An 11,850-nucleotide genomic window follows, 5' to 3' on the forward strand; every position below is an offset into this window, starting at 1 on the left:
CCAATACCTGATGGTAATGCTATGCAACTCTCTGACTTTAATTACGAACTCCCGCCCGAGCTAATCGCCCAGCATCCTTTGGCAAATAGAACCGATAGCCGCCTTTTAGAGGTCAGGGCTGACGGGATGAATCACGCCCATTTGGTAGATCGCCAGTTTAAGGACATTCTTATCCTTGCTCAGCCTGGGGACTTATTAGTCTTTAATGACACCAAGGTCATACCAGCCCGCTTACATGGCAAAAAGGAGACCGGTGGTAATGTCGAGCTACTCATCGAACGAATCAGCGGTGAAAAACAGGCTTGGGTACAAATTAGAGCCTCTAAGGTACCAAAGACTGGGAGTACTGTGCATATTTACAATCAGTCCGGCGAAACTTTCTCGGTCGAAATGATTGGCTATGACGGTCGATTTTATGAAGTTCTCTTTCCCGATCATGTTTTTTCCTTACTTGAGCGTTTTGGCAAGCTACCTTTACCTCCTTACATAGAGCATCAACCTGATGGCGAAGATGCGCAGCGCTATCAAACGGTAGTCGCTAAAAATCCAGGGGCAGTTGCAGCCCCAACTGCAGGCTTACATTTTGATGAAGTCATTTTGCAAAAGCTCAAAGATGTAGGCGTCAATCAAGCAACAGTCACCCTTCATGTTGGTGCTGGAACATTTACACCCGTGCGAGAAGAAGATCTTTCAAAACACCAAATGCACTATGAGTGGTTCTCCATTCCGAAAGAAACTTTACAAGCAATTGAGAAAACCAAGAAGAATGGTGGCAGAATAATCGCTGTTGGTACAACTAGCCTGAGAGCTTTAGAGAGCCAGGCGAATAGTCAGCAAAGCAGCGGGGAAACTAATCTCTTTATCACTCCGGGATATCAATTTAAAGTAGTAGATTGTTTATTAACAAACTTTCATCTACCAAAATCCACCCTATTAATGTTGGTCAGTGCTTTTGCAGGAGTAGACAACATTCGCTCTGCCTATCAACATGCTATTAATCAACAATATCGCTTCTTCAGTTATGGGGATGCGATGTTCCTTTGTCGACTCGAGAATATAAAGCCATGACCAAACCCGTTCACTTTAATATTTTGGCGCGCGACTCCCAGAGCCCCGCCCGCCTTGGTCAGTTAGACCTTCCTCATGGCAGTGTGCAGACGCCGATCTTCATGCCAGTTGGTACTTATGGCACAGTCAAAGCAATGACGCCCCGTGATCTCAATGAAGCTAAGGCGCAAATTATTTTAGGCAATACCTTTCATCTTTGGTTACGCCCTGGTTTAGATGTCATTAAAAAACATGGTGGCCTCCATCGCTTCATGGGCTGGGACAAACCCATCCTGACAGACTCGGGTGGTTTTCAAGTATTTAGTTTGGGTGCCCTTAGAAAAATTTCAGAAGAGGGGGTGACATTTGCATCCCCCATTAATGGCGACAAACTTTTTATGTCGCCAGAAGTCTCTATGGAAATTCAGGCAGTCTTAAATAGTGACATTGCAATGCAATTTGATGAATGCACACCTTATGAAACTAAGGGGCAGGCCACTTCAGAAAAAACAGCACGTGCTTCTTTGGAAATGTCTTTGCGTTGGGGTGATCGCTCATTAAAACGTTTTCGAGAGCTGAATACTGGAAACGGACTCTTTGGAATTGTGCAAGGTGGCATGTTTGAACATTTACGAGAATTTTCGTTAGATGCCGTCAGCCAACAAGGTTTTGATGGGATTGCTATTGGGGGTTTATCGGTTGGCGAGCCAAAACCGGAGTTTGAGCGAATTTTGAATTTCACCGCCCCTAAATTGCCAGAACATATGCCCCACTATCTCATGGGGGTAGGCACTCCAGAAGACCTGATTCTGGGGGTAAGCCTTGGAATTGATATGTTTGACTGCGTCATGCCGACACGAAATGCCCGCAATGGCTGGCTATTTACTCGCTTTGGCGACCTAAAACTGCGTAACTCAGGCTACAAGGATGATGATCGGCCTGTTGACCCTACTTGTGCTTGCTATACCTGTCAAAACTTCACCAGATCGTATCTAAATCACCTTCAGAAGGCAAATGAGATCCTGGGCTCCCAGCTCAATACCATCCATAACCTCTCTTACTATCTGCAACTCATGACAGAGGTTCGAGAGGCTTTAAGCAAGGACCGTTTCAGTGCTTATCGGGAAGAATTCAAAGCCAACCGCCAGCGCGGGGTAGAGCCGGGACAGGATTAACTAGCGTCTAAGGGGGATTAACCCCCTCAAATCACCTCCAAAGCCCCATACAGTTTAGAATTGCGGGTTTACGGCTTTCTCTATAAAGCCTAAAAATGAAGCAGTTTCCAATTGGTAATTAACGGAGGTTTTGTATGTGGATTAGTAACGCTTTTGCCCAGGCTCCAGCCGGGGGTGTTGATACTGGTGGCTTAATGAGCTTCCTTCCTTTGATTTTGATGTTTGCAGTGTTGTACTTCATCATGATTCGCCCACAAATGAAGCGTCAAAAAGAAACTAAAGCCATGCTTGAAGCATTAGCAGTTGGTGATGAAGTAGTGACTGTTGGGGGCATCCTCGGCAAAGTAAGCGCTTTAAAAGACCAAGTGGTTACAGTAGAAATCTCTGCCGGCACTGAAGTGCAACTTCAAAAAGGCGCCATTACTACCGTTCTGCCAAAAGGCACCCTGAAGTCTGCTTAATTCGTTTCTTTAAAAGTAACTCAATATGAATCGCTATCCTCTCTGGAAATATTTAGTCATCGCCGTAGCTTTATTAATTGGCGGACTTTATTCATTACCCAATTTCTATGGTGAGGCGCCTGCGGTTCAAGTATCGTCCGCCAAACCAACCATTAAGGTTGATTTGGCGACTCAGTCTCGTGTAGAAAAAATTCTGGCTGATGCAAATATAAGTACTACAGGGATGTTTTTTGAAAGTGCTGGTAGCGTTGGAACGATCAAGGCTCGTTTTAACAATACCGATATTCAACTACGCGCCCGCGACCTCTTGCAGCAAAAGCTAAATACAGATCAAAACGATCCGAACTACACCATTGCTTTAAACCTACTATCGAACACACCAAGCTGGTTGAATGCGATCAATGCACTTCCTATGCCTTTGGGTCTTGACTTGCGTGGCGGAGTTTATTTCCTGCTACAAGTCGACATGAAGGGTGCAGTACAAAAGAAAGTGACCGCCCTCTCAACTGATATTCGCAGTCAATTAAGAAGTAACAATATTCGCCATCAAGGCATTGATCGTAGCCCTGACTCTATTACGATAAATTTTGGCAGTACAGACGAGGCTGAAGCAGCTCGTACCCTTTTAAATACATCCCAACCAGATCTCATTTGGATCATCAGAAATGGTGCAGGTTCGGTCAAATTGCTCGGTGAATTTAAACCCAAAGCCTTAGCAGATATTCAAAATAATGCTGTCAAACAAAATATCATCACCCTCAATAAGCGGGTGAATGAATTAGCCGTAAAAGAGCCCGTTATTCAACAACAAGGTGCCGAGCGTATCGTAGTTCAGCTACCAGGGGTGCAAGATACCGCGCGTGCCAAGGATATTATTGGTCGCACTGCAACTCTGGAATCACGTCTTGCAGATCCACTCGTCTCTAGAATCAATGTAGGCGAAGCTGCGCCTCCCGGAACGGATACCTTCCGTTTTGGTGAAAACCAAATGGGTGTTTTCAAAAAATCCGTCATATTTAGCGGTGATAACATTACTGACGCTAGTGCTGGCTTCGATCAGAACCAACGCCCTGCAGTGAATATCTCCCTGGATGCTACCGGCGGTCGCGTGATGCAAGAAGTCACTCGCGAAAACATTGGCAAGCCAATGGGCATGATCTTATTTGAGAAAGGCAAAGGTGAAGTACTCACTATTGCCACTATCCAAAGTGAATTCGGTGCTAAGTTTCAAATTACGGGTCAACCCACTACAGAGAGCGCTAATGACCTCGCCTTGTTACTGCGCGCAGGCTCATTGGCAGCCCCAATGGAAATTATTGAGGAGCGCACCATTGGACCAAGCTTGGGTGCTGAAAATATTGAAAAAGGTTTTAAATCTCTCTTAATTGGATTTACAGCAATTTCTATTTTCATGGTGGCGTACTATTTATTGTTTGGCACCTTCTCAGTTATTGCATTGGCAGTCAACTTGTTGCTGCTGATTTCCATCCTCTCCATGCTGCAAGCAACGCTTACCTTGCCAGGTATTGCTGCGATGGCATTGGCCTTAGGTATGGCGATTGACTCCAACGTATTAATTAACGAACGTATTCGTGAAGAACTCCGTAATGGCTCTTCACCTCAAATGGCGATCTCCATTGGTTTTGATAAAGCTTGGGCCACTATTCTTGACTCAAACGTCACTACATTGATTGCTGGTCTTGCATTGCTGGCTTTTGGTTCAGGCCCTATTAAAGGCTTTGCGATAGTGCATTGCTTAGGTATTTTGACTTCAATGTTCTCAGCTGTCTTCTTCTCGCGTGGTCTCGTCAACCTTTGGTATGGCAGACATAAGAAGATTTCCAAACTCGCGATCGGCCAAGTTTGGCGCCCACAGGAGAAATAAGTCATGGAATTTTTTAGAATCAAAAAAGATATTCCTTTCATGCGCCATGCGTTGGTGCTGAATGCGATTTCCTTCATTACTTTTTTAGCGGCCGTCTTTTTCCTTTGGCATAACGGCTTGCACCTCTCTATCGAATTTACTGGTGGTACGGTAATGGAAGTAAGTTACCCCCAAACGGCACCACTCGAATCCATTCGCGCTAAGGTTGAAAAGCTCGGCTATGCCGATACGCAAATTCAGAATTTTGGTAGCTCACGTGATGTGATGATTCGCCTGCCCTTACAAAAAGATGCTGAAGGTAAGCTTATTTCATCTGCAGATCAAAGCAATGCTGTAATGCAAGTGCTTGATCCGACTACTTCAGGTGTAAAACTCCAAAGGGTTGAATTCGTTGGCCCACAAGTCGGTCAAGAACTAGCGATTGATGGCCTTAAGGCGTTGATCTTCGTTGTTATCGGCATTGTGCTGTATCTATCTTTCCGCTTTGAGTGGAAATTTGCCCTCGCCGGCATCATTGCCAACTTACATGATGTAGTAATTATTCTTGGATTTTTCGCCTTCTTCCATTGGGAATTTTCTCTTTCAGTATTGGCGGCAGTCCTCGCGGTACTCGGTTACTCAGTTAATGAGTCAGTGGTGATCTTTGACCGTATTCGTGAAAATTTCCGTAAGTATCGCAAGATGAACACCCGTGAGATTATTGATAATGCGATTACAAGTACGATCAGCCGTACCGTCATTACTCACGGCAGCACTGAAATGATGGTCTTGGCAATGCTGATCTTTGGCGGCCCAACCCTCTTTTACTTTGCCTTAGCGCTGACGATTGGTATTTTGTTTGGTATTTATTCTTCAGTCTTCGTTGCTGCAGCACTGGCAATGTGGCTTGGTGTTACTAGAGAAGATTTAGTGAAGGGCGATAAAAAGCCAGACGATAATGCTCGTAACGATGACCCGAATTTTGGTGCTCGGGTTTAATTTAAAGAAAAGTTTTGCTGATCAAGGGCAGCCAGAATTCTCTGAGTTGCGCCTTGATGTTCAATTGAATAAGCTCTAGCCGCATTACTCATCTGAGATAGCCTTTCGGTATTTGATAAAAGGTCTCTTAAAGACTCCATTAAGGCAATCGTATTCCCAAGTAGCAAGTCGCCCTTGATTCGCGTAGCAGCACCAATAGAGATTGCGTCTAACGCTGCCTGTTGAAAGTTATAGGTATGTTCACCCAGTAAAACTGGGCATCCGGCTGCACAGGCCTCAATCAAGTTTTGACCACCAAATGGCAAAAGACTACCGCCCATCACGACTAAATCAGCTGCACTGTAATACATCGGCATTTCGCCCATTGAGTCCCCTAAGACAACATCAAGACTAGAGCTATCTGTCGGAGTGCTGGGCCATTCAGAGCGGTGACGAAAGGTGAGCCCTGCTGTGCGAATCTGATCCGCAACAGCTACAAAGCGTTCGGGATGGCGTGGCACCAAACAAAGCAAGGGTTGTACCTGAAAAGCATTACTGAGCAGCAAATCTTTCCAAGCCTTCAAAATGATATCTTCTTCGCCGTCACGTGTACTGGCAGCACACACCATCAAACGGCCTTCAGCATGAATTTCTTTCCGCCAAAGAATGCCTTTACCAACTAACTCAGGATCAAGAGGCACATCAAATTTGAGGTTGCCATTAATGCTCACATTTCGAACGCCTAAACTTCGATAACGCCCTGCATCAAATTCGGTTTGCGCCATGATTCCAGTAAAGGCTTGGAATAAGGCGCGGCCAGCTTTACCAAACTGTTTGACGCGTCGCGCACTTCTTTCAGATAAGCGAGCATTGACTAGATATAGGGGCAATCCAATTTCAGCACAACGAAAAACTACTGTTGGCCAAGCTTCAGTCTCCATAAAGAGGCCAAATTTGGGTTTAAAAGTCTTCAAAAAATGCTCTACAGCCCAACAAATGTCATAAGGTAGATAAACCTGTTGAATTTGCCCTGCGCTAATGGCTTTGCCAAAGAGTTGCTTACCAGTACGCCGCCCATTTAGAGTCATATGGGTAAGGAGAATAGATTCGCCACGTGCCAGGTAAGCCTCAATGAGCGGCTGAGCTGCACGGGTTTCACCAACCGACACTGCATGAATCCAAATGGCGCACTGGGTAATTGGCTTTTGATATCCAAAACCTAAGCGCTCGGGAATGTGGTGAAGATAAGCTCCAGAATGGCGTGAGCGCCAGGCTAAGCGCACAAATGCCAAAAGCAATAGAAGATGCCATAGCAATTGATAAACAGCAAACCAGAAACGAGGACGTGCCCCGTATTCTGAATTCAAGCGCCCACTCACTTTTTGAGACGTTCGGTCAGCTCGACCGCCTTACCCAAATATGAAGATGGAGTCATCTCTAATAAGCGCGCTTTTGCATCTTCTGGAATCTTTAAGCCGCGAATGAAGTTTTGTAAGTCTGCTTGATTAATCCCTTTACCACGCGTTAATTCTTTTAACTGCTCATACGGATTTTCGATACCGTAACGACGCATTACAGTCTGAACTGGTTCAGCCAATACTTCCCAGCATTCATCCAAATCTGCAGCAATCGCAGCATGATTTACTTCTAGCTTTCCTAATCCACGCAATGCGCTGTCATAGGCTAAGACGCTGTGGCCAAACGCAGGCCCTAAATTGCGTAATACTGTTGAGTCAGTTAGGTCACGCTGCCAACGAGAGATCGGTAGCTTCTCTGCAAGGTGGCGCAATAATGCATTTGCAACGCCCAGGTTACCCTCGGAGTTTTCAAAGTCAATTGGATTTACTTTATGCGGCATAGTTGACGAGCCGATCTCGCCCGCTTTAGTACGCTGCTTGAAATATCCGATTGATATATAGGCCCAGAAGTCACGGTCCATATCTAAGAGGATCGTATTTGCACGAGCAATCGCATCAAACAATTGCGCCATACCATCATGAGGCTCGATTTGAATCGTGTAGGGGTTAAAAGTTAAGCCAAGACGCTTTTCAACAACATTTTTTGAGAAATTTTCCCAATCAAAATCAGGGTATGCAGAGATGTGTGCGTTGTAGTTACCTACTGCGCCATTCATTTTTCCCAATAAAGGTGCTGTTGCAATGGATTCGATAGCTCGTTCTAAACGCTTGGCAATATTTGCAATCTCTTTACCCAAAGTACTTGGTGAAGCAGGCTGTCCATGTGTACGAGAAAGCAAAGGCACTTTGGCATTCTCAAGTGCTAACTCAGTTAATACTGAAAGTACTTTTCTGAGTTGGGGCAAAAGAACCTCATCGCGTGCACCACGCAACATCAAGCCATGTGAGGTGTTATTAATATCTTCAGAGGTACACGCAAAGTGAATGAACTCACTTGCCTTTAATAAATCTGGTCGACCGGCTACCTTCTCTTTTAAGAAGTACTCAACCGCCTTCACATCATGATTCGTTACCGCCTCAATATCCTTAATTCGCTGAGCATCAGCATCAGAAAAGTTTTCCGGTAACGAAAGTAAAAAGGCTTCATCCGCAGCGCTAATTTTTGGAACATCTGGTAATCCAGCTGCCGCCAACGCCAAAAGCCAGTGAATCTCGACAAATACACGCTGACGCATAAAAGCAGCCTCAGAGAGCCAAGGGCGTAAAGCATCCAATTTACCGGCATAGCGGCCGTCTAACGGGGATAGAGCATTAAGGGTAGATAGCGGCTGACTCACGGATATTGCCTTTACATTGAAGATGTCAATAAAAGGTAATTTTAATGCGTTCTGGGGTTCAGCAAACCCCAAATAGGATGGCTATACTTGACCCCATGAAACTAATCGGATCCCTTACCAGCCCCTATGTACGCAAAGTACGCATTGTATTCAACGAGAAAAAGGTCGATGTAGACCTAGAATTGGAGAATGTCTGGGCCGCAGACACCAAAATCGCCTCTACCAACCCCCTGGGGAAGGTTCCTTGCCTCATTGCCGACGACGGAGAAGCTATATATGACTCCCGCGTAATCGCCGAATATGCTGATGGCTTAAGCCCTGTAAGCAAGCTTATTCCTGCTGATAACCGTGAGCGTGCCGCAGTAAAAACATGGGAAGCTCTAGCTGACGGCATTATGGATGCCGGCATTTTGGCCCGTTTGGAGCGCACATTGCGTCCAGCGGAGCAGCAAAGCCAAACTTGGTATGACCGCCAGATGGGCAAGATTGATACTGCCTTACGTCAAATGTCTGAACAACTGGGCGAAAATGCCTGGTGTCATGGCAATCAAATTACTTTGGCAGATATAGCCGTAGGTTGCGCAATCGGTTATCTACTGTTCCGCTTTCCAGAAATCAAATGGCAAACGCAATATCTAAACTTAGATCGTCTGCATCAAAAGTTATTGCAACGACCTTCTTTTATTGAAACTGAGCCACCTGCCGCTTAATTAATGTGCTGCTGAATTAAAAAAGCCAATCAAAACTGATTGGCTTTTTTCACGCCTACTATTTGTAGATAAAAATTAGGTAGAAATAATTCCCCCACCCAAACAAATATCACCGTCATATAAAACGGCAGATTGTCCAGGGGTAACCGCCCACTGCGCTTCTGGAAAACTTAAGCTGAAATTATTTGTATCGATATCTGCTATGTAAGTGCATGCAGAATCTGTTTGACGATAGCGCGTCTTAGCGGAATAGCTTCCAGGCTCTGGTGCTGCACCAGATACCCAGCTTGCATCCACAGCTGAAAGCTTGTTGGCCAATAACCACGGGTGCTCGTGGCCCTGTGCTACATACAATGTGTTGTTAGCCATATCTTTGCGCGCCACATACCAAGCGTCGCCATTACCATCTTGGCTACCACCTAAACCAATGCCTTTACGTTGGCCTAAGGTAAAGAAAGCTAAACCCATGTGCTCGCCAACCGTTTTACCCTCTGGCGTTTTGATGGGGCCAGGTACTCGAGGTAAATAGCGGTTTAAGAATTCTCTAAAAGGTCGCTCACCTATAAAACAGATTCCAGTGGAGTCTTTCTTTTTTGCATTGTGCAAGCCAATCTGCTCCGCAATTTTTCTGACCTCTGTTTTGGGAATTTCACCAAGTGGAAACATCACCTTCGACAATTGCTGCTGCGTTAAACGATGTAAAAAGTAACTTTGATCTTTGCTCGCATCCACCGCTTTTAATAACTGCACCCTGCCACCCTCATGACGAACGCGTGCATAGTGACCTGTAGCTATCGCATCAGCACCTAAACTCATGGCGTGATCCAAGAAGGCTTTGAATTTAATCTCAGCGTTACATAAAACATCGGGGTTAGGTGTACGACCAGCAGCGTATTCACACAAGAAATCGGCAAATACGCGTTCACGATACTCAGCAGCAAAATTAACCGCCTCAACATCAATTCCGATCATATCGGCCACAGAAACGACATCGAGCCAGTCCTGACGGGCTGAACAGTACTCATCGTTGTCGTCATCCTCCCAATTTTTCATAAAAAGGCCAATAACCTCAAAACCCTGTTCCTTGAGCATCCAAGCAGCAACAGACGAATCTACCCCTCCAGACATGCCAATAACGACTTTCTTGGTCTGGGAGGATGGTATTGAGGAAGAATTGAGCGAGATCATCAAAAAATGCGAAAATTCAATATAAGCTTACAGACCATATTGTAGAAGTCTTAGCCTGATTTCACAGATTTTTAGGCAAATACCAAGCAAGCGGTCTTAGGAGTAAGTAAATAGGCGCGATTAGGCCTATTTAACTAAAATAGATTTTTTGAAAAATTTTGCTTTTGGAGACATGCCATGCGCATAGGAGTGCCGCTGGAAACAAGGCCCGGGGAAACTCGAGTAGCCGCCACACCAGAAACCGTTAAAAAATTAATTGGTCAAGGTCATACTGTTGTGATTCAAAAAGATGCTGGAGTAAAAGCTAGTCAACCTGACTCTGCGTATGAGGCTGTAGGGGCAACTATTGGTAGCGCTGCAGATGCATTCGGTGCCGAGATTGTTCTTAAAGTACGCGCACCTGAAACAGTAGAACTAAAACAAATTAAATCCGGTGCGGTGCTGCTTGGCATGCTCGATCCATTTGATAGCGACATGATTGCAGCCATGGCTGCACAAGGTGTTACAGCCTTCTCTCTAGAAGCTGCGCCTCGCACAACTCGCGCACAAAGCATGGATGTTTTGTCTTCTCAGGCAAATATTGCGGGATACAAAGCAGTGTTAGTTGCAGCAAACGAATATCAACGCTTCATGCCAATGCTGATGACAGCTGCTGGTACCGTTAAAGCGGCTCGCATACTCATCTTGGGCGCTGGTGTAGCTGGCTTACAAGCCATTGCTACTGCAAAACGTCTTGGTGCTGTAATTGAAGCGTCCGATGTTCGCCCCGCTGCAAAAGAACAAATTGAATCCTTGGGTGCCAAGTTTGTTGATGTCCCATATGAGACTGATGAAGAGCGTGAGATCGCTCAAGGTGTTGGCGGATATGCTCGTCCTATGCCTGAAGCTTGGATGAAGCGCCAAGCCGCCTTGGTTGCAGAGCGTGCCCAACAAGCTGACATCGTAATCACTACAGCATTGATTCCGGGACGTAAACCACCAGTTCTATTGCATAGCGATACTGTCGCTAATATGAAGCCAGGATCGATCGTGATCGACTTAGCTGCAGGTAAGGGTGATAACGGTTCGGGTAACTGCCCTTTAACTCAGGCGGATAAAGTGATTGATGTAAACGGTGTGAAGATTGTGGGCTATACCAATTTAGCCAGTATGGTTGCGGCAGATGCTTCTGCACTCTACTCACGTAACTTACTCGACTTTATGAAACTCATTGTGGATAAAGACGCAAATTTGGTTATCCCAAGTGATGATGACATCGTTACCGCCTGCTTAATGTGTCGTGATGGCCAAGCCATCCGCAAAAACTAATAGTAAAAATACTAAGGAAACAATATGGATCTCGCTGCCTTTCAAAGCATCCTCACCGTTCAAAACATTACCGTGTTTGTATTGGCCATTTTCGTTGGCTACCATGTAGTTTGGAACGTCACTCCGGCTTTACATACACCTTTAATGGCGGTGACTAATGCCATCTCCGGCATCATCATCGTCGGCGCATTGCTCCAAACTGAAGTAATCGGTGGCGATGAAATCACCCTCACGAGCATTATTGGTGCGGTTGCAGTATTCCTCGCTTCAATCAATATTTTTGGTGGCTTTATGGTCACCCGTCGCATGCTTGAAATGTTCAAGAAAAAAGCTCCAAAAGCTGATGCGGCTGGAACTAAATAAA

At 45.4% G+C, this 11,850-nt stretch carries 11 protein-coding genes; 8 read left to right on the forward strand and 3 right to left on the reverse strand.

Annotation, left to right across the window (positions count from 1 at the left end; all coding sequences use genetic code 11):
* Window positions 1-21: 21 nt before the first annotated feature.
* The 5 genes from queA to secF all read left to right on the forward strand — a co-directional run bounded on the left by queA (window position 22) and on the right by secF (window position 5,546).
* Window positions 22-1,068, forward strand: coding sequence for a tRNA preQ1(34) S-adenosylmethionine ribosyltransferase-isomerase QueA (queA, locus tag PNUC_RS09285; RefSeq protein ID WP_011903624.1), 1,047 nt, complete (start codon window positions 22-24; stop codon window positions 1,066-1,068).
* Window positions 1,065-2,222 (forward strand): tRNA guanosine(34) transglycosylase Tgt, encoded by a 1,158-nt coding sequence (gene tgt, locus PNUC_RS09290; protein WP_048812159.1) that lies wholly within the window; start codon window positions 1,065-1,067, stop codon window positions 2,220-2,222. Before queA ends, tgt begins: the two co-directional genes overlap by 4 nt.
* 134 nt (window positions 2,223-2,356) lie before the next feature.
* Window positions 2,357-2,683 (forward strand): preprotein translocase subunit YajC, encoded by a 327-nt coding sequence (yajC, locus tag PNUC_RS09295; RefSeq protein WP_011903626.1) that lies wholly within the window; start codon window positions 2,357-2,359, stop codon window positions 2,681-2,683.
* A 25-nt stretch (window positions 2,684-2,708) separates the two neighbouring features.
* Complete coding sequence (gene secD, locus PNUC_RS09300) at window positions 2,709-4,568, forward strand: protein translocase subunit SecD (protein WP_011903627.1); 1,860 nt, start codon at window positions 2,709-2,711, stop codon at window positions 4,566-4,568.
* Window positions 4,569-4,571: 3 nt separating this feature from the next.
* Entirely contained in the window at window positions 4,572-5,546 is a 975-nt protein-coding gene (gene secF / locus PNUC_RS09305; protein ID WP_011903628.1) for a protein translocase subunit SecF, read from the forward strand.
* On the opposite strand, the gene PNUC_RS09310 is transcribed toward secF, so the two are convergent.
* Window positions 5,543-6,892, reverse strand: a complete 1,350-nt coding sequence (locus tag PNUC_RS09310; protein WP_011903629.1) for a 3-deoxy-D-manno-octulosonic acid transferase — start codon at window positions 6,890-6,892, stop codon at window positions 5,543-5,545. The two genes, secF and PNUC_RS09310, sit on opposite strands and share 4 nt — an antisense overlap.
* An 8-nt stretch (window positions 6,893-6,900) precedes the next feature.
* On the reverse strand, window positions 6,901-8,280 hold the full coding sequence (gene purB, locus PNUC_RS09315; RefSeq protein ID WP_011903630.1) for an adenylosuccinate lyase: 1,380 nt from the start codon (window positions 8,278-8,280) through the stop codon (window positions 6,901-6,903).
* A 95-nt stretch (window positions 8,281-8,375) separates the two neighbouring features.
* Between purB and PNUC_RS09320 the strand changes: the two genes are divergently transcribed.
* Window positions 8,376-8,990, forward strand: coding sequence for a glutathione S-transferase (locus PNUC_RS09320; RefSeq protein ID WP_048812304.1), 615 nt, complete (start codon window positions 8,376-8,378; stop codon window positions 8,988-8,990).
* 75 nt (window positions 8,991-9,065) lie between these two features.
* On the opposite strand, the gene mnmA is transcribed toward PNUC_RS09320, so the two are convergent.
* On the reverse strand, window positions 9,066-10,178 hold the full coding sequence (gene mnmA, locus PNUC_RS09325) for a tRNA 2-thiouridine(34) synthase MnmA (RefSeq protein WP_011903632.1): 1,113 nt from the start codon (window positions 10,176-10,178) through the stop codon (window positions 9,066-9,068).
* 177 nt (window positions 10,179-10,355) lie between these two features.
* On the opposite strand from mnmA, the gene PNUC_RS09330 reads away from it, so the two are divergent.
* Together PNUC_RS09330 and PNUC_RS09335 are read left to right on the forward strand one after the other, a co-directional pair.
* Window positions 10,356-11,486, forward strand: a complete 1,131-nt coding sequence (locus tag PNUC_RS09330; RefSeq protein WP_011903633.1) for a Re/Si-specific NAD(P)(+) transhydrogenase subunit alpha — start codon at window positions 10,356-10,358, stop codon at window positions 11,484-11,486.
* Between the two features lie 24 nt (window positions 11,487-11,510).
* Window positions 11,511-11,849, forward strand: coding sequence for a proton-translocating transhydrogenase family protein (locus PNUC_RS09335; RefSeq protein WP_011903634.1), 339 nt, complete (start codon window positions 11,511-11,513; stop codon window positions 11,847-11,849).
* The last annotated feature ends 1 nt before the right edge of the window (window position 11,850 follow it).

Source organism: Polynucleobacter asymbioticus QLW-P1DMWA-1 (genome assembly GCF_000016345.1).
Taxonomy (GTDB): Bacteria; Pseudomonadota; Gammaproteobacteria; order Burkholderiales; family Burkholderiaceae; genus Polynucleobacter; species Polynucleobacter asymbioticus.

Bases quoted from the DNA above. Each gene is read 5' to 3' on its own strand.
- queA (WP_011903624.1), top strand. From the start codon at position 22: ATGCAACTCTCTGACTTTAATTACGAACTCCCGCCCGAGCTAATCGCC.
- tgt (WP_048812159.1), top strand. From the start codon at position 1,065: ATGACCAAACCCGTTCACTTTAATATTTTGGCGCGCGACTCCCAGAGC.
- yajC (WP_011903626.1), top strand. From the start codon at position 2,357: ATGTGGATTAGTAACGCTTTTGCCCAGGCTCCAGCCGGGGGTGTTGAT.
- secD (WP_011903627.1), top strand. From the start codon at position 2,709: ATGAATCGCTATCCTCTCTGGAAATATTTAGTCATCGCCGTAGCTTTA.
- secF (WP_011903628.1), top strand. From the start codon at position 4,572: ATGGAATTTTTTAGAATCAAAAAAGATATTCCTTTCATGCGCCATGCG.
- PNUC_RS09320 (WP_048812304.1), top strand. From the start codon at position 8,376: ATGAAACTAATCGGATCCCTTACCAGCCCCTATGTACGCAAAGTACGC.
- mnmA (WP_011903632.1), bottom strand. From the start codon at position 10,178: ATGATCTCGCTCAATTCTTCCTCAATACCATCCTCCCAGACCAAGAAA.
- PNUC_RS09330 (WP_011903633.1), top strand. From the start codon at position 10,356: ATGCGCATAGGAGTGCCGCTGGAAACAAGGCCCGGGGAAACTCGAGTA.
- PNUC_RS09335 (WP_011903634.1), top strand. From the start codon at position 11,511: ATGGATCTCGCTGCCTTTCAAAGCATCCTCACCGTTCAAAACATTACC.